This is a genomic window from Streptomyces ochraceiscleroticus, assembly GCF_000720485.1.
GTDB lineage: Bacteria > Actinomycetota > Actinomycetes > Streptomycetales > Streptomycetaceae > Streptomyces > Streptomyces ochraceiscleroticus.
In genome coordinates, this window is record NZ_JOAX01000028.1 from 35915 (window position 1) to 57992 (window position 22078).

The window sequence follows — 22078 nt, forward strand, 5'->3', positions numbered from 1 at the left end:
TTCGCGCTGCGTATCACCCCCGCGACGTCGCCGAGAACGCAGGAGTCGACGGTGTTGATCGCTCTGGCCATTGGTTGCTGGGAACCGCGCCGCAGGATGATGCTCGGAGTGCAGACCGGGCCTGTCATTGGCCGAACAGGACTGCGCCGTCCAGTCCCGTGCGATGGGCTGGGCCGCTCCATGGCCCGGAGTCGTTCGCTGCTCAGGGGAGCCCCTCGGTGTTGACCTTCGAGTTCACCATCAACTCGATCCGGGAGAGGCCGGGCCGCCGCAAGCCGTTTCAGCTGCGATGGAAGGTTGGTCCGCGCCCGCACTACAAGAGCTTCCAGACCAAGGCGCTCGCCGACGGCAGGCGTGCACAGCTGATGACCGCAGCTCACCGAGGCGAGATGTTCGACGTCGAGTCCGGGCTGCCGCAATCTGATCTACGCGCCCAACAGCCACAAGCGACCTGGATTGAGCACGCCAGGGACTACGCCAGGATGAAGTGGAAACGCTCCTCCGCGAAGAGCCGCGCCACGCGCGCCGACGCACTCGCCACCGTCACCTCTGCCCTGGTGCTAGACGCCGAAGGGGCACCGGAGCCCGCCGTCCTCCGCCGGGCACTGTCCTGCTGGGCCTTCAACCTCTCCAACCAGCGGACAGAGCCCCCGATGCCCATCGCCTCTGCCCTGCAATGGATCGTCAGAAAGTCTCTCCCCATGCCCCGGCTGGAGAACTCCGACACCGTCCGGCTCGCGCTGGAGGCGCTGAGCCTGAAGCTCGATGGCACGCCCGCTGCGGCCAGCACCATCAAGCGCAAGCGGATGGTCTTCAACAACGCTCTGCGATACGCGGTCGAGCGCAAGCTGCTCCCCGCCAATCCCCTGCAGTTCGTGGACTGGGCTCCCCCGGAAGCCGACGATGAGGTCGACTGGCGGTACGTCCCCAATCCCGCGCAGGCCAAGGTCCTAATCGACACGGTGGGAAAGCTGGGCCCGCGCGGTCGGCACCTTCAGGCGTTCTTTGGGTGCGGTTACTATGCGGCCACCCGACCCGCGGAAGCCATGAACCTGAGGCAGGCCGACTGCACGCTACCCACGAGCGGCTGGGGCACTCTGCTGCTCACCGGCAGCTCGCCCCGGGCAGGATCCTCGTGGACGGACGACGGAAAGTCCTACGAGGAGCGCGGCCTGAAGCGGCGGACCCGTTCGGCGACGCGAGAGGTGCCGATCCCTCCGGTATTGGTCGCCCTCTTGCATGAACACCTGGCCTGCTACGGCACCGGCCCGGATGGCCGACTGTTCCGGGCATCGCGCGGTGGCGTGCTGCTCACCAAGGAGTACGCGGAGGTCTGGAAGAGAGCCCGCAAGGCGGCCCTCTCCGAGGAACAGCTCAAGACGCCACTCGCGGAGGTGCCGTACTCCCTCCGGCACGCCGGCGTCTCGCTGTGGCTGGCCTCCGGTGTTGATCCAGCTGAAGTCGCCCGTCGCGCCGGCCACAGCGTGGCGGTGCTCTACCGCTTCTACGCCAAGGTGCTGGACGGCAAGCGCGACCAGGCCAACGCGCTGATTGAGACAGCTCTGCGCGAAGCCAGTGAATCCGGCGATGAAGACGACGGCCGGCTGCTCTTACGTGACACGCGACGGTGACGGTCTGCACCTTCCCCCGGCCCTTTGGTGCCGCACTCTGATCCGCGTGCGTCGGAGTTCACCGACACCGGCCCGGACGCAGCACCAGTCCACTGAACCCAGCGGACCCGCGCGGCCGGTCAACGCCGACGGCAGACCAGAGCGACGCCAGTCAGCTCGGCTACCTAGCTGTGCCGCTGATGGGTTTCTGCCTTCCGCAGCAGCGTCACAGTTGTGCCGCTGGGCACGTCAGTTCCCAACGGCTTCATGCGCTCATGAAGCTCATCGGGTATGTCCGCGTCAGCACCGACCGGCAGGTGGAGGACGGCTTCGGCCTAGCAGTGCAGGAGAGGATGATCCGCGGCTGGTGTCGGCAACAAGGCCACACCCTCGGGCGCGCGGTCTACCGGAACGAGGGTTACTCAGGGACCCTTCCCGCCCCCGACCGTCCCGCACTCGCTGATGCGCTCAGCGAGGTAGAAGACGGCCAGGCAGCGGGGATCATCGTCGGCCGACTTGACCGTCTGGCCCGTCGCCTTGTTACGCAAGAAGCCGTTTTGGCCCAGGTGTGGAAGAACAACGGGCACGTCTTCACCTCTGGCCAGGGCGAGATCCTCCAGAACGATCCCGAAGACCCCATGCGCACGGCCATGCGGCAGATGATGGGCGTCTTCTCCGAGCTGGAACACTCAATGATCGTGGCCCGGCTCCGGGCAGGGCGTAAGGAGAAGGCAGTCCAGGGCAGGTACGCCTACGGCGCCCCGCCCTACGGAGGGCAGGCCGTTGCCGGAGAGCTCGTCGAGCAACCCATCGAGTAGGCCGGTCTCGCCCGGGCTCGTGAATTACGGGCGGCGGACGCCTCACTTCGCGAGATCTGTCGCCGCCTGGAAACGGAGCAGTTCCCAGCCCGCCGCAGCGATCGATGGCATCCGGAGGCTGTGCGACGGATGCTTCAGCACGAGGCGCCGTACACCTCCGGCCGCGCACAACCTGAGACCGGGTGTTGTGCGAACGCTGATAACAGTGGCAACCCGGTTGTTCCGGGACTATTCCTATTTCGGTGTCGCGTATCCGTGGCTGGCCCGCAGCTCATGACGCTGAGTGACAGCTAGCTGGTCTGGCCAGACCAATGGGCGAGGGGCGGGCCTTGTGCAAGAGCTGATTCCAGTGGTGACTGGGTTTCTGTTGACCACGGTGCTGGGCGGGCTGCTGGGATTCTTCTTCCAACGACGCACCTGGGCTCACCAGCATCGTGTCCAGACCCAAGATCAGGAGCGGAAACAGGCCGTGCTGGTATTTGAGGAAGTCAGCAGACTGCTGGACAAACGCCTCTATCGGCTTCGGCTTCTTTACTGGAGCCTCACTGCTGACACGGACGTCCGCTCCGAACGGTCCGAGTCACATATGGATGACTACCGGCAAGTGCTGTATGAGTGGAACGACAGCATCAACCGAAACCTCGCCCTCATTCAGCAGTACTTCGGCATCGCAATCCGAGAACGCCTCGACTATGGGATCGGGGCAGCCTTCGTAGAGCTGGGCCAGGCTGTGGAGGCTATTTGGAGACGGTTCGACAGCGGTACTGGTGCGACGGGCCGCGAGCAGGTTAATGACGCGCTGCTGACCGAGCTCGGGTCGCAGATCTACCGCTACAACCTGGACATGATCCGTGCCATTCAAGGTGGAGCAGTCGGCTGGTTGGTCGTAGAGAACCGCCGCCCGCCGGGACGAGACGGTGAGATTCATCAGTCAGGTTGAGGTGCCGCGTACTCCCCGATGAGACCGGTCCTGATGTCATCACCTGTGGTCGCCGGGTGTGTATCGGCTCCAGGTTCCTCCGGTAGCAGTGACGACGAACGGCCCCTCAGACGAGGGGCCGTTCTTACAAGCGGCGCAGGTCGCGTGCGCATCAGGGCGTGGTCGGGTGCCACTCCCAGGCAGGCTCAGCCCGGGGGACGGCACCAGGCCGGAAGGCGCGTTACCGCGCGCACCGGAGAAGTCCACGACGCTGCCGGAGAACGTCGCGTCGAGGAAGTTGATCGTGCCGCCGGAGAACCTCGCCATGCGGAAGTTGACCGTGCCGCCGGAGAACGTCGCACCTGAGAAGTCTCCGCCGTCGAAAACGACGCCTGTGAGGTCCAGGTCGCGATCTTGCCAGGAGTGTGGGTGGTCGGGGGGGGGAAGGTGGAGAAGGTCGCGGATGAGGCGGATGACGGTGTGCCGGACCTCTTTCAGGGCCAGGTAAGCGTGCAGGGCGTCCGCGTCGCCGACCGGGAGGTCTGCCTTAGCCGTGTAGGGCAGGCGGAGGCAGGCGCCCAGGACGTCGATGCAGGTCTGACGCAGGGCCCGGGTCGGGGCGTCATCGGCCAGGCCGGCCAGGGCGTGCACGCCACCCAGCCGAACCGCGGCGGAGTCCTCGCCGAGCTGGGAGACGGCGGCGGTAAAGCGCTCGGTGTGCAGCCGGGTGGTCTCCCGCAGCGCGCCGTCCTCGTCCACCCGCTGGCGCCGGTAGGCCACCACCAGGGCCACCAGGGCACCGGCCCCGGCGACCACCCCGAAGGACAGTTTCACCAGATCGAACAGCGTCTTGGAGGTGAGCTGGGGCTCGGGCTTGAGGCTCTGGGCGCCGAGCAGGCCCCAGCCGGTGAAGAGCGCGGGCAGGACGATCCAGACGTGTGCCACAGGCGCAGGCCGCGCCGACTCGTGCGGCTGCCGCGGCAGATGGGGCAGACGAGGTCTCACACTCATCAGGATCACTCAGGCCGACCCGCGATTGCAGGGCACTTCTCGCCGCCCGGTTCTGGACTCCGGATAAGCGGCGGTTATCCGGAGTCCATGCGGTCCGCGCCCACGTTCGACGCCATGATGCGACTGGGGACCGCAACCGGCGGCGAGACTGGGCTATTTGATGGGGTGTGAGAACACCTCTGCCCCGGCGCCGTACCAAGCGGCGTCGCGGCCTGCGCCTCTGGTCGGTCGGCACCGTTCTCGTCCTGACCTTCACCGCCGCGATCCTCGTGGCCGCCGCGGTGTTCTACACCGGATGGGACCTGCTCGGCGCCCGAGAACTCCAGCCGGAGCACCGCATCGACTCCAAGACGCTGTTCGACCTGGTGAAACTGTCCTTCGGCGTGGTCGCCGGGGCCGGCGCTCTGGTCGCCCTGATCGTGGCCTATCGGCGCCAGCGTGTCGATGAGGACGGCGCCCTGCGGGAGACAACCCGCCTGCACACCGAGCGCTTCACCGCAGCCGTCGCCCAGCTCGGCCAGGAGTCCGCAGCGGTCCGCCTCGGTGGGGTGCACGCCCTGGCCGGCCTTGCCGACGACGCCCCCACCCGCGCCCTGCGCCAGACCTGCATCGACGTCCTGTGCGCCTACCTCCGCCTGCCCTACACCGCCGAGGCCGACCTCCCGACGGGCGACGCGGGAGCCCGGCACGGCTACCTGGCCCTGCGGGAAGTACGGCACACAATCATCCGGCTCATCGGCGACCACCTCCGTCTGGAAGCCAAGCACCCAAATTCCTGGAGGGGCCACGACTTCGATCTGACGGAAGTCACGTTCGACGGCGGAGACCTCTCCTGGGCGGTGTTCGCCAGCGGCAGGGCCAGCTTCCGGGAGGCGGTGTTCACCGGCAGCGTCGACTTCCGTGGAGCGACGTTCTCCGGCAGCACCATCGACTTCCACGGGGCGGTGTTCGCCGGCAGCGTCGACTTCCGCGGAGCGACGTTCTCCGGCAGCACCGTCGAGTTCGACCACACGCGGTTCGAAGGCGGCAGCGTCCAATTCGACCACACGCGGTTCGAAGGCGGCAGCGTCTACTTCCGATGGGCGACGTTCTCCGGCGGCATCGTCCACTTCGACTGGGCGGTGTTCGCCGGCAGCACCGTCCGCTTCATAGGGACGGTGTTCGTCGGCAGCATCGTCCACTTCAGCCAAGCGACGTTCTCCGGCGGCGCGGTCTACTTCGCCGGCGCGACGTTCTCCGGCGGCGCGGTCTACTTCGCCGGCGCGACGTTCTCCGGCGGCACCGTCCACTTCGCCGGCGCGACGTTCTCCGGCGGCACCGTCCACTTCGGCGTGGCCCGGTTCGAAGGCGGCAGCGTCAGCTTCGACAGGGCGGCTTTCTCCGGCGCCACGGTCGACCTCTCATACGCCACTGGTGCAGCCCCGGATGGCCTCCCCTCGAGCGGGGGGTCTCTGCCAACCGGGCTGGCCCTGCCGTCCGCCTGGTATACGGCTGGCTCCTGACGGGAGGGAGTCACTGTGACCGCGGTAACAGTGACGACGAACGGCCCCTCAGATGAGGGGCCGTTTCTATAAGCGGCTCAGGTCAGGCCGCGCTTACGCCTCGTAGACGAGCGCCGCCGCCACTACCGGCGTAGCACGAGCGCCACGAGGGCGGCATACAAGACCGCCCCGCCAGTGGCCACCTGCAAAGGCGTGGCGAGCGACGGATAGCGGATGCTGACACCCAGCAGGGCCAGCGTGATCAGCAGTCCGACGGTCGCCACGACGAAGACCAGCAAGGCGCGGTCCGGGCCGCTGGCCGGTTGCGGCGTCGGCAGCACGGGCGGAGCGGGAGGCTCCGGCGGGTTGCCGTTCAGCGACACGAGCCTGGGGGGCCTACCCATTCCCGGGGTAGGGTCGAGACTAGCGATGGGTCTCGTCCTCATCTCTTCCTCTTCTCTGTGCGGAGCGGATGAACGACGAAGTCCTCGCGACACAGAGGGAAGCGCCGGCTGTGCTGTAGGAGGCCCGTGCCGCGCTTCCTTTTGTCGTTTCAGACTCCAGGAACGCTTAGACGCTACCGCGCCCCGACTGACAATGCGGGAAGCCTTCCCCCCCCTGTGGATCACTGGAACAGCACACCAGGCCCGACACGGGGCAAGGTTGTCGCGCGGAAGCCGTAGACTGGCCGAACCCGGTGTGACCTGCCCTCATGGGAAGAAAAACCGCAGGTCAGCGCGTCATGGAATGCTTCCTCGTACGCAACGGAGCGGTTGGCAGCTCGATTTGGGGATAACGACGTCGCGCCCAAGAGTGACCGACGCCACACCCTGAAGCGCGGGAAGTTCCGCGAGATGACGATCTCGTTCTCCGCCTGCGTCCGTTCTCGATCGCGTCGCGAACTGATGCCCTCGATGCTGGAGCACACCGCTCACCACTCAGCTACGGGGCGCCGGAAGGCTCAGACCTTCCTGCCCGGCCACGAGCGAGGCCCGCCCCGCCTTCAGCTCTGGGACGTACTTGTACAGCGTCGTGCGGGATACCCCGAGAAGCTTCGCAATCGAGGCGATGGTGTTGTCCGGCTGAGCCAGCAGTGCACGAGCATGTCGAATCTGTTCGGGGGTCATGGCCGGCGGACGGCCGATGCGCTCACCGCGAGCCCGCGCGGCCGCGAGGCCTTCGTGGGTGCCTTGCACGATCAGCTCGCGGATGAACTCAGCGAGCGCGGCGAAGACGTGGAAGACGAGCCGGCCGCCGGGCGTGGTGGTGTCGAGCGCTTCGTGGAGCGACTGGAAGCCGATGTCTCGCTTGCGCAGGCTCGCGACGATGGCGATCAGGTCTTGGATCGAGCGGCCGAGGCGGTCGAGGGAGGGCACCACGAGGGTGTCGCCGGGCCGGAGGTAGTCGAGGCACTTCCACAGTTCCTCGCGCTCCGCGTTCTTGCCGGACTTCTTGTCGGTGAAGACCCGTACGCAGCCGGCCGCCGTCAGCGCCGCGATTTGCCGGTCGAGCAGCTGGCCCTTCGTGGACACGCGCCCGTACCCGACGCGGGCGCCGGACGGATTGGTGGGGGAGGCTTCTAGCGGACTGTCGGTGTCCGCCCACTCGGCAGGAGTCGTCATACACGGCACCGTACAGAAAGGGGTTCCGGAGCTTTGTTGGACGCCCGGAGTTGTTGAACACCCTTGTTGGACGCCGGAAGTCGTCTCCGGCCCAGCGTGTCGATGTCGAGGCGCCGGTGTCCAGGAACCGATCGGTTTATGGACAGGTCCTGAGGAGCCTATGGGCGCGCCGGCCCCTCGACCTCGTCCTGAGCCGTCCAAGTCTTCAGCACACGCTGCCGGCCATCGATATCCTCCATCAGTTCGATGACCACGGCTGGGTCACTGCCGTAGCGGCCGACCCACTCGGTGTACCGGTTCCGGGCGGTGGCGGGGACGGTCCACTCGCCCTCGACCGCCACCCCGTCTGGCGTGAACTGAAGCCGGGCGAGGTACTTGGTTGTCATGCGGTTCTCCTCGCCGCGTCGCTCCTCTTTTCCCCATCCGGCTGCCGGATGACGACTGTGGGGGATCTTACGCCGCCCTGTTCTTATTGCCGCCCTGCGCTAAAAGCAGGGCGGCAACCTAATCAACCTCGTGCGGCCTCATTTCTTCCTCCTTCCATCGCGCATGCAGAGGAGAAGGTTCCATCCCCAGCCTGCCCATGCGGCTGGCAGAAGGAGCATCAGCAGAGAGCCTGTACCGGCCATCAGCAGGCACTCGATAAACCAGGGACGGTCGGCCAGCCACGCTGAGACCGGAGCCATCCGGCAGGCCAGCGACAGGTATGTCACGAAGAGCAGTGCGGCTGCAGAAACTAGCAGGTCAGACGCTCTTTTGGTCAGTTTCTTGGTGAGCCTAGCTAGATGCGTAATCAAAGCCTTGCCTTTCCTAAAGAATTGGATATCACCTCCTCACTCTGGTAGCGTGGTAGCCAGACGCAGGCTTTCACATGAAGAGCGAGAACACGGATGCGCAAGAGAGAGGCGTCCGCGAATTGATGGTAACACGTTCATTCGAACTCGCAAGCGGCAATGAAATTGTCATGGACGCGTCAATAAGCCGAGTTGTCGGCCCCTTGTTTAAACCTGAGAAATTCCGCCGCAGTGGGTAGCTCAGTGAAATGGACCTTTGGCTCTCAAAGGCGCTGGCAGCGGCATCTGCGGGCCGAGATTGAATATCTGGCTCAACGCCTTCGCGCTGCCACTCTGCCGCTGCTGGCTCGCGGCCGCGCCGACGGACGACGCGAGAAGGCCCCGAACGGCTGCCGGCCGGGGCAGGATCTGTGTGGCGGCGTACTTACAGGTCCGGGCCGTTCGGTCTTTCGTCCGGCGGGGCGGTGCGGATGCGAGTGACGTCTACCGGTCCGCAGGGTCGGGGCCGTCTTCCATGCCGCTGTGGCTGACCTTCCAGATCCCATCGAGCCACTGCAGTTTCTGCGTCACGGCCCGGTACTCCCGAAGCTGCGGCCCGGGGACATGTCCCCGGGCCGCAGCTTCGGGAGTACCGGGCCGAGCAGCAGGCCGCCACCCGCACCGGCCGCCGACCACGGTTCCGGCCTCGGGGGTCAATGGAACTGTGGTTGGCGCCGAGATTGATCTTGCTGGCTACTCGTCCTCTGGGCCTTGGGGGACTTGGACATGGAGGCGTTCGCCGGGCCGGACATCCAGACACCGTTTCACCGCTGGTCCCACAGCTCCCCGGCGAGCTCGGCAGCAATAAAGGCTGTCTCAAGCACGCTTATGACCATCTCCGTGGCGGGCTCATCCCCGACCGAATCAATGGCCTCGGTGGCGGGCGCAAAGAAGACGATTGCCGCTGTATCACGGATCCATGCGCGGCCTTCGTCGTCCGGCATGGCCTCGGCGACCTCGGTCAGCTGGTCAACCAGCTCCCGCACCCGTTCCTGGTCCTTCTCGGTCAGCGGCGGCGGCTGCTCGGTCAGAAAGTCGAACATCGACTGGTCGATGGAGCGAATGATCTCGTTGGTCCGCTGGAGCATCTGTGACGTGATGTTGAACGGCGACTTCATCTGATCGAGAAGAGAGGTCACCTGCAGTAGCTGGCTCTGACAGGCCGCCCAGGTCTGAGCCAGCTCGAAGGTGGGCGCGTGGGACGCCGTGAGACGGGAGATGAGCTCTGAGACGGCCGAGGGGCTGAACGCCGGCGAGGGCCCGAGGAAGTTGGTGCGCGCGGGCCGCAGGATGTCGGCGTATTGCTGGTCGAGCTCCGCGATCTGCGAGTGCACTGGCCCCAGCACCTGTTTCCGTAGCTTGAATCCCTTGATCACCGAATAGATCGTGGCCATGACGCGCTCCCTAGATGAACCCTTGCCGATGGCTTACTGCTCCTCCCACCAGCCTCCGGCGACTGCCCGCGGCACGCACCGCGGACTACTCCAGGCATTGACGAGTAGCCAGCAAGATCAATCTGAGCGCCAACCACAGTTCCATTGGTCCCCGGGGCCGGGTTCCCGGCCTGCACCGGGCGCGGCGGGCCGGGAGCGGTACGGCGGTGGTGTCAGTCCTGGGCGTGTTCGTATTGGACGCGCTGCTGCCCGCAGCCGACGACCAGCTCGTGGAGGGTCTTCACCTCCGTACGGTCGGCGGTGAGCTCCCAGCGGAGTTTGGTGCCCACCCAGTCGGCGAGGTAGATGCAGCGGGCGTCGGCCGAGGACCGTCTGCTGGTCGTAGTAGCTGTGCCACTCGCCCGACACGATCTTGCAGCGGTCGCCCTTCTCCACGGGCGTCCGTGACTCGGCGATGAGCACTTCGTTGCGGGTCGAGCAGCCGTCACGGTCCTCATCGATCCAGTGGCGGAAGCTGGTGCGCTGGTAGCCGGCGCGGTTCTCCGCGGCCAGCGGGAGGGCGTCCACGGCCGCGGCGAGCGTCATCGACTCCCGCACCAGCGGCTGAGCCGGAGCAGGGGTGGCGGCGGTGAGCAACGGCAGCGTGGCGAGGGCGGCGCCGGCGGCGAGAGTCCGCTTCATCATTTTGATCACGGATAGTTCTTACGCGGCCCCGTACCGCGGCCCGAGGCGTTCGGCGTCCAAACTACCCGCGCGTAGGACGTGCCCGAGGCAGGCGGGAAGGTGCAGCCGCTGCGGCAGAGGGAGGGACTTCGGTACCTGGTACTTCCGCCACCCGCCCTGCGGGCCCGAGGTGTGCCGGCGCAAGTGGGCCCGGGCATACGGGAGGCGCTGCCCGATCTCGTGAACAAAGCCAGTACGGGCCAGGCTCGACAGCCGCCCGCGTTCCAGTCCCGCTCACGGACACCCCGGGCCTCCCCGAACGCCGCCCGCGAACGAGCTGGACTGCACGGGGCCGTGAGGGTCCTGCCGCGCCGCCGGCCTGAACGGTGGAGCAGCGAACACGCGCAGCAGAGTGGGAACGTCACGCGCTGCCGATGCGGGGCCGTGGACCACCCATCGGGCGCCCTCCTTCTCCCCCGCCGCGGGGGCGGGTGCGGCGGTACGGGGAGGGAACGGCAAGGCCGTTGCGTCGGGCCTCGGCCGCGGCCGACGGGGCGGTCCGGGGCGGGAGCCGGGTGGCGCGGAGGCCGGTGCGCAAGGTGTTCATCCACCCTTCCGCGCGCAGTGCCTCGGCAGGCCGCACGCGGGCGAGTTCCTTCAGCCAGTGGCGGGTTGCGTCAGGGCCTACCTGGCAGGACCTGAGCACGGCGACGAGGATGTCGGCGGTCACCGGGCGGTCGCCGCGCAGCACGACGCCGTAGGTGTGGTGGGAGAAGCCGGGGGTCTTCCGCGCCAGGTCGCGCAGGCTCAGACCGCGGAAACTACGCAGGTGGTTCAGGAGCTGGGCCAGTTCCGCGGCATCCTTCACCTGCTGCGGGGGCGTGAGCCGGCGGGAGGAGCGGTTCCAGTACCTCATCAGGGTGGCGGCCGAGGCATCGTCGCCGGCCTGCCGGTCGAGACGCAGGGCGGTCCACCGGGACTCCCACTGGCCGGGGTCCCCGCCGCAGGCACGGACGTACCCCTCCACGGTGCGCCAGGTGGGCAGCTCGGTGCCGCTGTGTGCAGCGGACAGCGAGGCGATGCCGACCCCGCAGCGCTGGGACATGTCTTTCAGGGCCGGGGCGCCGGCTTTGACGCGCAGAGCGCGCAGCGCCTCGGCGAAAGCCGCCAGCTGGCTGTCGCCGGCAGGCAGGGGGTTCATGGGACGGGCCACCGCTTCTCCTTTCGCCGGCCCGCGGCCCGGGGCGGCTGCCCCGGGCCGGAGAGGACGTCAGGACTGGGTGATGCGGCGGCGGATCTCAACGGTGACCAGAGCGGCGACGCCGACGATGGCGATCGCCTCCGGAAACTCCGTCCCCAGGGCGAGGAGGGCCACCAGTGCCCCCAGCACCACGACCAGCAGGACCAGGTCGATCCAGGACAGGCGGGAGTGCTGAGCCGGGGGCTCGGGCTGAGCGGTCTGCGAAGTACCGGAATGGTCAGGAAGGATCAGGGACAAACGAAGACTCCAAGCGGGAGACGACAGGGCGATTGCTGTGGACTGGCCCCGACCGGTTGCCGCCGGAAGAGAGCGGGCCAATGATCACGCTACTGGCAACAACGCACGCCCATAGGGCAGCAGTTGCAGCACCAGGCACACAGGTCAATACGGCCGCCTCCTCGCGACACGCGGAACACGCTGCACCGACCGAGGAATTGGGCAGATTCGTCGGGAAAGTGTTCCCCTGCGGCAAGCGAGACATCATTACCGCAGGTCAGCGACCACGCCAAGAGAGGGAAGAAGAGAAAACGAATCCGCCGACAGGACCCGAAAAACCCGTGGGAGCTCCCTCCCGGAGGGTTTTTCGGAAGGCGTCGCGAACCTGTCGCGAATAACTGCGCCGGGTTTCCCTAGAGAGACCTCGTTTCCGCAGGTCAGCGCGGGGAGTTTTTCGCCCGGCGTAATGTTGCACAACCCGGGCTTGCGTCCTGTGGCCGTGGAAAGCGAGACTCCAAGCCATCACCCCACTGCGGTGGTGATCAGCGCGTGACACAGGTACACGCGCCCCGGGCGACGATCCGTATTGCTGTGGACGCACCAGGGACGAACAAGGGGACCTTCCGTTGCCGCGGAACCCCACCTACTTCTGAGCCCGCGCTCAGCGCGGCGCACAGGACAGACGAAGAGTATGGCCCGGCCGTTCGGCCGGGCCATACGTGTATCAGGAGTCCCTTCCCGTCCCGCACTGCCGGAGACCTGAGCGCGAGAGCAGGTCGCGGTGCGGGCTCCGCCGGGTTTCGGCCCGGCGGAGCCCGCACGTCACTTCCGTTCGATGTTCACGGGTTGAGGTTGATTCCGCCGCCGGCGGCAATGACGGTGCCCAGCCCCGGGTTGCCCGCAACTGCGGCGACCGTGCCGGTGCCGACGCACAGCGCGCTGAAGCCCATCTGGGCCCAGGGCAGGAGCTGCTCGCTGCGGGAGCAGCCGGCGGGCGACTCCCGCTGCTCCGGCGCCCCGGCCGGCGGCTGCGCCTCCGCTGACTGCGGGGCCGGCTGTTCAATCGGCTCGACGACGGAGGCGAGGGTGATGTGGTCACCGGGGCGGCCCTGATCGCGGGGGCCGCATTCGCCAAGGACGTCTTCAAGGTGCAGAGGTTCCGGGCTTTCCAGGGCAAGCACTATCCCTCGGCGGCCGGGCTGATGCTGCGCGGTCCGGAGGAGGAGATCCGCGAGTTCTCCTCCGGGGCGGGGACGATGCCTTCAGCGCTGTCGGGCCGTGGGTGCTGGAGCGTGCCAACCGGTTCCCCGAGCCGGCGTAGCCGCGGCGAGGTCGGTTCGAAGGAGATCCACACCTTCCACGGCACCACGCGTCCCGAGCACGGTGCGGACGTGGCCATCGTCGTGGGCATGAATGGATTCACCAGGCCGGCAACGGACTTCGCCCAACGTCACGGCATCACCCTGATCGGCTGCCCGGAGCTCAAGCACTGGGCCCACGGCACACACCTGTATGCCGTCCTCGACGACCAACAGCGCTCCGCCGGACGGCCGTGCCCGCGGCGCTGGAAGTACAACTTCCCGCGGCCGGCCAGCAGCTTTCACTGGCTCGGCTGGGCGCTCGGCAGGCCTGTACGAGCCCCACGGCCCAGCCGCCGGCGGCTCGTACGCGGTGCGCTGCCCGCCGCAGTCGGCCGCCAGACCACGCAGCGTCCGCACCTCGTCCCGGCCGACGGATGCCGCGGCGGATCGAGGGAGCCTCATTTGCGCTCGGGGCCATGCGGACTCCAGCCCTGCAGATACGGACGCAACTCCTCCGGATCATTATTGTCTTCCTGCGGCGGTCCAGGATGGTCGAGGAGAGGGTCGATGTCGTCCGCGTAGCGGCGTGCCCAGGCGCTCCATTCCGTGACGGGCTGCTGCTCGTGCTGGGTGTCGGCCGCTGCTGTGGTGACGTGGCGGTCCAGGGCGTCGCAGTAGGCGCGGATGCGGTTGGCCTCGTGCCAGGCTTCGGCCTGCTCCCGCAGGGCTTTGATGCGCCTGTCATGGAACAGTTCGAGGCGGGCCTGTTCCATCACCTGCTCCCAGCGGCGGCGGGTCTCTTCCTTTTTGCGCTGCTGTTCGAGGCGTTGATTGTGGTCGGCTCGGGCTCGCTGCTCGATTTCGTCCAAGACCTGGTGGAGTTTGTCTTCCAGGCACCACCGTTGCCGATCGCCCCATCTGTAGCGGCCGCCGCGGTGCCCCCAGGGTGGGCTGGGCAGCAGGAGGTCCAGCTTGTGCGAAGGGCGGGTGACGCGTGTGGTGACGCGTTGCCAGGAGTACTGCACGCTGTCCGGATCGAGGTGCTCGCTGGTGCCCTCGATGAAGTGCAGCGGGAAGGTGCTGTCGTAGACGGTGATCTCCAGGCAGGCGTCGGTGTCGCGGGCGGGGCGGGGCGTGTGTCCCTTGCGCTGGGCGGCGTGGGCGAGGGCGTGCAGGAGGCGGCGGGCGCGGTGCTGGCAGTCAGGGCAGACCTGCACGGTGGCGTCGCGGACGGCTGGGTGGAGGTCTTCTGTCGGGAGGTCGAGGTCGACGGGGAGGGGTTGGGGGCGGGGTGCGGTCTGGGTGGGGTGGGGGCCGGGGAGGAGTTTGATGATGAGGTCGCCGGTGTTGCGTCCGGTGTGCTGCAGGCGGTGGCCTTCCGGGATCAGGTGGCGGGTTTTGGCTGCGTGCAAGGCACGGCGGATGCGGGCGCGTTCGGCGTCGGGCGGGTCGGGGATGTGCAGGACGCCGCCGGCGGTCTGGAGGCGGGTGAGGAGGTCTTGGGCCTCGTCCGTTGGTGAGGCGGTGCTGCTGCCTGCGCGGGTGTTCTTCGGGGTGGGGCGGGTTGGGGGGTTGTCTTGCTGGGCGAGGTACTGGGTGCCGGCGGCGGTGGGGCGGGCGGTCCAGTGGCCGTTCGTGCGGGGTGTGGTGACCAGGCCGCGGTTGCGCAGGGCGTAGACGGTGACGGCCAGCGCGGAGTCGGCGGAGGTGATGGGGTCGGGGCCGTGGCAGATGCGGCGCAGCAGGGCGAGTTGGCGGTCGTTGAGGCGCTTGGGGCGGGACACAGCCGGACACCATCCTTCTCGTCAGGCATGGGCGGGCGGGTTGTCATCCTGGGTCGCTCGAGTTGGCGTGGCGCAGGACTTCTACGGGGACGCCCAGCTGTCGTTCGAGGTGATCGGCGGTCTTGGTGTGTCCGTGGTGGCGCAGGGTCTGGATGGCGTGTTCCATGAGTTTGCCGATGCGTAGTACTTCGGTGCGCAGCGCGGCCAGTTCGGTGACCTGGTCGATTGCTTGGGCGCCGCACCATTCGCGCACCAGGTCGCGGCCGGGTTGGTGTTCGCGGTGTACCTCGGCGCAGGTTTCGGGGTGGATGTAGGTACCGGGGTTGCCGCCGCGGCCGCGATAATACTTTCCGTAGGACGCGTCGCGCTGGGCCTGTTCCTCCTCGCGGGCGAGGGTGGCGGCCAGCGCGTCGGCGTGGGCTTGGGCGATCAGGCGGGCCGTGGCCAGCGTGGTGGGCCAGGGGGCTGTCAGCGTGCCCTCTTCGTCGGTGAACGTCCGTGGGTCGGCGTGGAAGAAGGTCTCGGGCACCTTGAGCAGCGTGGCGAGGGCGGGGGTGTCGTGGACGTAGAGCACGCCGCGCTCCCGGTAGTTCCAGCCCATGGACACCACTCCTTCCAACGGGCATTCCTCGAAGATCGTGCTGGCTGCGTAGAACTCCGGATCTTCCTGGTCGGGGCAGTCCTGGGTCAGCTGTGCCCAGCGCTCTTGCCGGGCCAGCCACTGTTTTTTGTCCTCCCACCGCACCCGCAGCCGGGCCGGCGGCACCCACTCCTGTCGGCCCTCCGCGGTCTCCTCGCAGAACCGGACCTTCACCCGCAGTGGGCGCTGACTGCCCAGGCGCAGCACCTCCACCTCGCTGACCGGCCCCGCATAGGGGGCGGCCCGGTAGGCCCACCTCTCCCCCGGCTCCATACGCCTCCCCTCCCTGCTCTCCCCTGGCATTGAAACGCTAGGGGCGTTCCGCTCGCGGCCGCCAGCCCACATCACCACCCGGCGGAGCTGCCGTCTGCGGGCACGCGCTCGGTTGGCTTCAGGCCGCCAGGGCAGTCGAGGCGTCGAAGACCTCGTCGAATCGGTGGGCTCGGTGCGTGGCGATCAGAACCCAGGCTCCGCTGGGGTGCGGCCGGGCGTGGGCGGTGTAGTGCTGGACTTCGGACGGGGTGAGGACTTTGAAGTCGTCGAAGACGTAGTACAGCGGCGCGAGGGCCGATGGCGAGTGGATCGTCTGGGACCCTCAACTCCGCTCCGAGGGAGAGACCGTTGCGCTGCCGGAGGACTTCTACCTGCGGGATTCATGGAGCTCGATCCCGCTGACCTTGACGCCGTGGCCGCCCTGATGCGCACCTACGGATCTCTCGGCGGCAGCATCGACACCGGCAGCTGGGACGAAGCGGTCTACGAGTACTTCCAGGAGCTCACCGAGCGGGAACACCCGAAGAGCGGGCCGTTCTCCCTGCACGGCGAACTGGCCACGCTCTATGTCACGCAGGCGCAGTCGGCCATCACCACCTGGCTGGCGCTGCGGCGCGAGGGCGGGCTCGATGAGCTCATCGAGCCCGAGGTCTGCCAGGCACGGCTGGCGCAGTGGCGCTCGCAGAACACGCACCGGAACGAGGTGTGGCCGCGCGACATGGACCACCTGCGCGAGCTCGCCCTGGGAATCAGGATCGACGACCTGGTGGATGAACTGAATGCCGCGCTGAAGCCGTTCAGCGTCGGCATCGGCGGCCTGACCGACCGCTACCCCACCATCCTCGCCGTGGTCTTCCTCCAGCTCTACAACCACCTCGCCGAGGACGCCACGATCCGCCAGTGCGCCAACGAGACCTGCCGGCGGAGCTTCGTCCGCCAACGCGGCCGCGCCGAATACGGACAGAACCGCACCAGCGGCATCAAGTACTGCACCCGCGAATGCGCCCGCGCCCAAGCCCAGCGCGAACACCGCCGACGCCGCAAAGCCGCCCCGGAGCAGCCCGACCCGTGCCCCCTCGGGGCTGGAGCGCGGGGCCTTAGCCGTGCATCCCCGACCACTGCGGGGGGGAGGAACGAATGCGGAGGTGAGCTGACTCGATGGGGAGACGGTGACCTGCCAGTCGGCCGCCGGGTGTTGCCCGGCGGCCGAACCACGAGGAATAGGGCCGGGGCATGCCTACTACGAGTGAGCCGTCTGGGAGTGCTTGCTGGAGGACGACTGGGGCTCGCACGTGGTGCGTTTGCGCAGGTGTGGGCGGGAGGGTGTTGCGCGTGGGGCATCCACGGGATCGGCAGCGGCGGTGAGCAGGCCGCTGACACGGTCGGCGAAGTCGGGCCCAGGGGTGGGGAGTTCCATATCGGGCTGGTGAAGGTAGCCGGTGGCGACTGCGGTCGGGATGTAGTCCATGAGTTCAGTGACGGCGATGGAGCGAGTGCGGGTCGTGTGCTTTCCCAGGTTGCGCAGGAGGTGCAGGACCGTGGTGGTGGAAGCGTTGGCGATCTGGAGGGCGGGCGGCGGGCAGGGAACAGAGGACGTGCTCGGGTGCTCTTGCGCTAAGGGCTCTTCAGAGGGGGCGGGTGCGTCGTCGGCCTGGTGGAGCCACCAGTGAGCCGCGTCGTCTTCTCCCAGGGCCAGGTGGTGGAGGTAGAGGCAGTAGGCAGCAGCGGTCTGTCCGGCGCCGGCGGCGTACTGCCACCAAAAGCGAGCGCCGTCGTCGGTATCGGTCAGCTGCAGGACGCAGGCCAGGACGAGCGCGCTGCGCGGGCCGGGGACCTGATCGGTGACGAAGTCTGCGACCGCCCTGGTGGGGGTGTGGGTGACGAGGGTTTCGCACAGGGCGCGCAGGTCCTCGGCTGCTGTGCTGGAGGCAGGGGCCGGCTCGGGCGCCCGGTCGGCGCAGTTGTCGCCGGGAGGAAGGGTGGCGGGCGGCACGAAATCGCGTGGCATGGTGCGTTCGCGCACCAGCAGGGTCCTGGAGAGGAGTTCTTCGATGCGGGTCATGGGGTGTTCCCTTCGGTCTCGGACGGCGGGCAGAGGACGCTCTCCAGGAAGCGGACGGCGTGACGCTCATCGGACTGCACCGCAACCAGCGGGGCCCCGAGGAGAGCGGAGGCTTCCTCGAGGGTGAACCCGCACAGGCGACGTAGCACCATGACGTCGAGCCGGTGGTCGGGCAGACGGCTCATCGCCTTGAAAACCTCCAGGCTCTCTGTCAGCTGGTTCATGTGGTCGGTCACGGTGGTCTGGGACTGCAGAGCGACGGTGTCGAAGGCGGCGCGGGCCAGATCGGGGCGGCCGTCCAGGTGGGGCGATTTGGCCATGACCGCGGCGCGCAGGACCTGCCAGGCGAAACGCCGAGTGTCAGGGCTGGTAAGTGCATCGTTTTTCCAGCGCAGCCAGAGGATGTCGAAGGTGTCGGACACGGCGGCGTCGCGCTGGTCATCAGCAAGGAATACCTGGGCGTAGCGGCGGTAGTCCTCCTCCACCGTCTGGCGGAAGGCGCAGTGGTCCATGGGCGGGGCCTCGGGGGTGCGGGTCAGGGTGATCTTTTCGCTGCATCCCTCGACCCACCCGCGGGTCTTGTGGGCCTCCCGCGCTGCTCGTCGCCACAGTTGGTAGAGCGGCCAGTTGGGCATCTTCAGCTCGGTGGCCAGGCTGTGCACGATCTCCCAGCGCGGGTACAGCCCGACCCCGCGTAACAGCTCGGAGAGTTTCGATTTGGCGAACCGGGTGCGCTCGCTCAGCTCGTTCAGCGTGAGTCCGCTGCTGAGGTAGATGGTGCGGACGGGTTCCAGCCAGACGCGGTGAGCACTGCCGACGTTCTCCGCGATCGGCCCGAGCTTGCGCCCGGGTCGTTGGGGCGCCGGTCGGGCGGGCTGGGCCGGCGGTTCGGGAAGCGTCATCACGGGGCGTCGTCCTCCTGCTCGGCGGCCGGCACCACCCGGCGTCCCGGCGCCGGTGCGCGCACGGCCCGGATGATCTGCTGTGCGGTGACTCCGAGAACCGGTGCCAGCACGACGGTGGCGGCGACCTGGCCGTAGGCCACCATCGCCGCGCCCCAGGCGAAGACCGAGACGATGGCGGCCACTGTGATGATCACTATTTGCTTGCTGCTCATTGGACCTTCCGTCCTGTCGACCATGCACACGGCAGCCCATGGGAGACTGCCGACGTCCCGGGCGGGCGGGTGCCGAACCGCCGATGCACGGGAGGTGCATCAGCATGCATGGGCGGGGAGTTGCTACGCCACGTGATCATGGATTCACGGAACAATCACGGTCACGGAACGCACTTGGGCCGCCCTGCGGTGACCGATTCCGGGCACGTCGGCGCGCCCTTGGGGGAAAGTTCCCACTTCTCCTTGCAATCGCACCGCGACCCCACGTCAAATGGGCGGTGGATGTCCTTGGTGTCGACCATGCCATCCGGCCCGCCCCGTGCCGAAGAACCTCAAGGGGCGAGCATCACCGCTCTCGCCTGGCCGCTCCTAGAGGCCAGGCGAGAGCGGAACGTCCCGCAGGACAGCAGGACAGCAGGGCCGTAGCCGGGACCACTGACAACGCTCACGCCACTCGCCGCACACACAAAGCGGCCGCGGGCCCCTCCCGCCGTGCGCGGCACCTCGCATCCCGCCGGGTCACGCAGGCGCCCGGCGCGGGCCGCCCCGTTCCAGGAAGTGGGACGTGGAGAGCTGAGCGAGGACTCAGCCGCGGCTTTCCAGATTGCCGAGAACCTTCTCGGCAGCCTCAACAACCTGCGCGTTCAGTTCCTTCTCGGTCACCACGTGGCCCGGTGAGTACCGCTCCACGTACAGGAAACGGCCCTGGCCGATGTCCACGGTCACACCGGCACTCCACTCCTCGCCATACATGACCTGCCGCGCGGCCATCCTCCCCTTCACCGTGACCGGGACGGCCTTGGTCGGCATCGGATCCGTCCCGTCGACGTTCCCCAGCAAGGCCTTCTCGTTCTCGAACAGCGCCACAACGTAGCCAGCCGCGTTCTCCTCGTCGGGAGTCATGGAGAAGTAGCAGCTGACCTCGCCCTTGCCGGACATCGGCTCGGCCTCCCACACACCGAGATCGTCCTGCTGCTTCTGCGTCAACGCGCGCTCGCAGACGGAGCCCTCATCCATGTCTTCGATGCGCAGCGGCGCGAGAGATGCCGAATGACCGCTGCTGGTCTTTGCCGGCGGCTTGCCGGAGGTGCCGCACCCTGTCACGCTCACGGCCGTGAGCAGCAGTGCTGGCCAGATGTAAAACGGTCGGCGCATGACATCCCCCCTGTCGGTGCACAGCACCGTGCCTGAAGTGGCGTGGGGGGAGCGATCATCGTAACCGGCAGATGGCGCCAGCACCCAATGGCTCGCACCCCGCCCCGCTACCGGAGGCGCGTGTTCCTGAGCCCCGCGCTTGTACCAAGTGATCCGCCGCAACGGCGCTGGCCCGGGTGGCCGGCAGGTCCCGTTCCCCCTGACAAGGGTCTGGCATATTTCCTCCGCCCTTCTAAGACGTCAGGGCGCGTCGCTGCCTTCAATTCTTCGACCATGGACCGCCCAGCGATAGTGAGACCGCCTGGGCTGGTGCCCCTGCTTCTCCCCGGCAGGGCCGGACGCGAGCGGGGCTACGGCCGTCGCGGTGGGCGGTGCCCGGCGCTTCGCGGACGGGTGCCTTTGCCCGCCCAGGTACCGGGCGTGGCGTGCGCTGGGGCGCCCGATATCGGTCCGCTGCGGGAATGTGCAGGGCGTGCGGCGCCACGGGTGTGGCGTCGCTGACACTTTTGCATGGAGCCGGTCTCGGCCCGGGCGGGGCCTATAGAAGGGGGGTTGCCGAGAGCGGAGGGAGCGCAATGGAAGACGCGGTGCGCATAGTCGTGTTACTTGTGGTGGTGGGCATCATCTGGGGGCTTCGGAGGATGTACTTGTTCCCCAGGGGGTGGGCCTTTGCCTTCAGCCGGCAGTACGCGGACAACCGGGAGGACCTGGCGCAGGCCCGCTGGAGGGTGCGGGAGTTGGAACGGCAGGGAGAGCGGCAGGTCTCCTCGGCGCGGAGCGAGCTCGCCGCCCACCGGGCCCGTTACGACAAGAAGATCGATGCGCTGGAGCATCGGATCGCCGCTCTGCGCAACCCGGGGACGGGCGAACGGCTGGCTCGCCTCGGGGATGTGACCTTGTTCGAGCATCTCCTCACGGTGGAGGACGAGGCCGGGACGCATTCGATTCCGCTGGCCGGCCTCGCGGTTCGCTTCGATACCGGCCAGCGCAACCACTCGATCTACCTCACCCGAGCCAACGGGCAGCTGGTCCGGGCCAAGTACCCGCACCACCCCCCGGCGGCGGACGAGCATGAGCAGCGCTTCGACGAGGACCAGGTGCGCGACTTCGCCGTCGATATCGAGAACGCGGTCGCCAGGGAGAACTCCTTCCGTGCCCGTATCCCGCAGCAGTTGACGCAGGCGCAGGAGGATCTCGCGCGGGCCCGGAAGGACACGGCCGCGCAGGACGAGGCCAGCGAGCACTTGTCCCAGGTCGAGTCCCGGCATCGCGATGATCCACGGCGTAAGGAGGCGCACGTCGCGCTGGAGAACGCGCGGGAACGCTGGAAGGACCTCACCGGGCACTTCCCCCCGCAGTAGCCCGGGCTTGACCAGACCGGTGGTTGCCGTCCGACTGCCAGCTGAATCGGCCGCTGTGCCAGTCCGGGTCAGCGGGTGGGTCTGTGAGCAGCACAATCGCTACGCCACACGTCGCTGGTGGTGTGCGCAGGGTCGGCATCCTGCCCTCCCTTGGTCCGTGAGGCGGATCCGGCTGAGGCTCCCGCACTTGAGGCACCTCGCCGCCCAGGGAGTGCTCGCTCCGGGGTAGCTGTCCAGGGGCACCAGGCCGGCCTGGAGGGCGCTGAGCTTCGCCGTCGCCGGGGTGACCCGAACCAGCACGACATCGGCTAGCTAGCCTCCAAGCGTCCCTCACGAGCCGACGACGTCTTGTACGTCCAAGATTGCTTCCCGACGACAACTCGTACGTCTGTGATCTCAGGATGACCTGGCCAATCGGAGATGCGTGGTCCGCGATCGAGCTCACGATGTCGCCATGCACGCAACCAGGCCCGTGTCCACTGTGCGTACTCCGTGGACGGTACCTCGCAGACTTTGAGGAAGGCGGCCAGTTGCAGCCTGGAGAGCATGGTCTGACC

20 protein-coding genes and 2 pseudogenes are annotated in these 22078 nt (G+C 67.8%); 7 read left to right on the top strand and 15 right to left on the bottom strand.

Features of this window, described 5'->3' with window-relative positions:
• The first annotated feature begins 218 nt into the window (after positions 1 to 218).
• From IG84_RS0129800 to IG84_RS0129810, 4 genes and pseudogenes are all read left to right on the top strand, one after another.
• Positions 219 to 1631: a tyrosine-type recombinase/integrase gene (locus tag IG84_RS0129800; RefSeq protein WP_051862596.1), complete on the top strand. Its 1413-nt coding sequence runs from the start codon at positions 219 to 221 to the stop codon at positions 1629 to 1631.
• Positions 1632 to 1885: 254 nt separating this feature from the next.
• Positions 1886 to 2428 (top strand): recombinase family protein, encoded by a 543-nt coding sequence (locus tag IG84_RS40850; protein ID WP_051862600.1) that lies wholly within the window; start codon positions 1886 to 1888, stop codon positions 2426 to 2428.
• Between the two features lie 36 nt (positions 2429 to 2464).
• Positions 2465 to 2722: pseudogene (locus tag IG84_RS43015) on the top strand (recombinase family protein); the annotation flags it as partial.
• Between the two features lie 37 nt (positions 2723 to 2759).
• Entirely contained in the window at positions 2760 to 3368 is a 609-nt protein-coding gene (locus tag IG84_RS0129810) for a hypothetical protein (protein WP_157848964.1), read from the top strand.
• A 39-nt stretch (positions 3369 to 3407) separates the two neighbouring features.
• Here the strand turns inward: IG84_RS0129810 and IG84_RS0129815 are convergent, their stop codons facing one another.
• Positions 3408 to 4358 carry a pentapeptide repeat-containing protein gene (locus IG84_RS0129815; protein WP_078649533.1) on the bottom strand — a complete coding sequence of 317 codons (951 nt, stop codon included), beginning with the start codon at positions 4356 to 4358 and terminating at the stop codon, positions 3408 to 3410.
• Positions 4359 to 4525: 167 nt separating this feature from the next.
• On the opposite strand from IG84_RS0129815, the gene IG84_RS0129820 reads away from it, so the two are divergent.
• Positions 4526 to 5860, top strand: a complete 1335-nt coding sequence (locus IG84_RS0129820; protein WP_078649534.1) for a pentapeptide repeat-containing protein — start codon at positions 4526 to 4528, stop codon at positions 5858 to 5860.
• Positions 5861 to 5982: 122 nt separating this feature from the next.
• On the opposite strand, the gene IG84_RS0129825 is transcribed toward IG84_RS0129820, so the two are convergent.
• The 7 genes from IG84_RS0129825 to IG84_RS41700 form a co-directional block, all read right to left on the bottom strand.
• Positions 5983 to 6180: a hypothetical protein gene (locus IG84_RS0129825; protein ID WP_157848965.1), complete on the bottom strand. Its 198-nt coding sequence runs from the start codon at positions 6178 to 6180 to the stop codon at positions 5983 to 5985.
• 597 nt (positions 6181 to 6777) lie between these two features.
• Positions 6778 to 7461 (bottom strand): recombinase family protein, encoded by a 684-nt coding sequence (locus tag IG84_RS0129830; protein WP_037800999.1) that lies wholly within the window; start codon positions 7459 to 7461, stop codon positions 6778 to 6780.
• Positions 7462 to 7619: 158 nt separating this feature from the next.
• Positions 7620 to 7847, bottom strand: a complete 228-nt coding sequence (locus tag IG84_RS39345; RefSeq protein ID WP_063761870.1) for a hypothetical protein — start codon at positions 7845 to 7847, stop codon at positions 7620 to 7622.
• Positions 7848 to 9058: 1211 nt separating this feature from the next.
• Positions 9059 to 9688 (bottom strand): hypothetical protein, encoded by a 630-nt coding sequence (locus IG84_RS0129845; protein ID WP_031063774.1) that lies wholly within the window; start codon positions 9686 to 9688, stop codon positions 9059 to 9061.
• A 1084-nt stretch (positions 9689 to 10772) separates the two neighbouring features.
• The gene (locus tag IG84_RS39080; RefSeq protein ID WP_157848966.1) at positions 10773 to 11564 is read right to left on the bottom strand and encodes a helix-turn-helix domain-containing protein; all 792 of its coding nucleotides are present in this window, start codon (positions 11562 to 11564) and stop codon (positions 10773 to 10775) included.
• Positions 11565 to 11621: 57 nt separating this feature from the next.
• A complete protein-coding gene (locus IG84_RS39085) occupies positions 11622 to 11849 on the bottom strand; it encodes a hypothetical protein (RefSeq protein WP_031063779.1) in 228 nt (75 codons plus the stop codon).
• Between the two features lie 818 nt (positions 11850 to 12667).
• On the bottom strand, positions 12668 to 13009 hold the full coding sequence (locus tag IG84_RS41700; protein WP_031063783.1) for a hypothetical protein: 342 nt from the start codon (positions 13007 to 13009) through the stop codon (positions 12668 to 12670).
• 75 nt (positions 13010 to 13084) lie between these two features.
• On the opposite strand from IG84_RS41700, the pseudogene IG84_RS42680 reads away from it, so the two are divergent.
• Positions 13085 to 13309: pseudogene (locus IG84_RS42680) on the top strand (restriction endonuclease); the annotation flags it as partial.
• A 278-nt stretch (positions 13310 to 13587) separates the two neighbouring features.
• Here the strand turns inward: IG84_RS42680 and IG84_RS42685 are convergent.
• From IG84_RS42685 to IG84_RS0129905, 7 genes are all read right to left on the bottom strand, one after another.
• A complete protein-coding gene (locus tag IG84_RS42685; RefSeq protein WP_031063789.1) occupies positions 13588 to 14913 on the bottom strand; it encodes a hypothetical protein in 1326 nt (441 codons plus the stop codon).
• A 43-nt stretch (positions 14914 to 14956) separates the two neighbouring features.
• Positions 14957 to 15826 carry a hypothetical protein gene (locus IG84_RS0129880; protein WP_031063791.1) on the bottom strand — a complete coding sequence of 290 codons (870 nt, stop codon included), beginning with the start codon at positions 15824 to 15826 and terminating at the stop codon, positions 14957 to 14959.
• 367 nt (positions 15827 to 16193) lie between these two features.
• Positions 16194 to 16856, bottom strand: a complete 663-nt coding sequence (locus tag IG84_RS41295) for a hypothetical protein (protein WP_157848967.1) — start codon at positions 16854 to 16856, stop codon at positions 16194 to 16196.
• A 210-nt stretch (positions 16857 to 17066) separates the two neighbouring features.
• The gene (locus IG84_RS41300) at positions 17067 to 17888 is read right to left on the bottom strand and encodes a hypothetical protein (protein ID WP_031063797.1); all 822 of its coding nucleotides are present in this window, start codon (positions 17886 to 17888) and stop codon (positions 17067 to 17069) included.
• Positions 17885 to 18790: a sigma-70 RNA polymerase sigma factor region 4 domain-containing protein gene (locus tag IG84_RS0129895; RefSeq protein ID WP_031063800.1), complete on the bottom strand. Its 906-nt coding sequence runs from the start codon at positions 18788 to 18790 to the stop codon at positions 17885 to 17887. Before IG84_RS0129895 ends, IG84_RS41300 begins: the two co-directional genes overlap by 4 nt.
• Positions 18790 to 19005, bottom strand: a complete 216-nt coding sequence (locus IG84_RS0129900; protein WP_031063803.1) for a hypothetical protein — start codon at positions 19003 to 19005, stop codon at positions 18790 to 18792. The genes IG84_RS0129895 and IG84_RS0129900 overlap by 1 nt, the downstream gene beginning before the upstream one ends.
• Before the next feature lie 585 nt (positions 19006 to 19590).
• A complete protein-coding gene (locus tag IG84_RS0129905; RefSeq protein ID WP_157848968.1) occupies positions 19591 to 20160 on the bottom strand; it encodes a DUF3558 domain-containing protein in 570 nt (189 codons plus the stop codon).
• 575 nt (positions 20161 to 20735) lie between these two features.
• Between IG84_RS0129905 and IG84_RS0129910 the strand changes: the two genes are divergently transcribed.
• Positions 20736 to 21521, top strand: a complete 786-nt coding sequence (locus IG84_RS0129910; RefSeq protein ID WP_031063809.1) for a hypothetical protein — start codon at positions 20736 to 20738, stop codon at positions 21519 to 21521.
• Positions 21522 to 22078 lie beyond the last annotated feature (557 nt).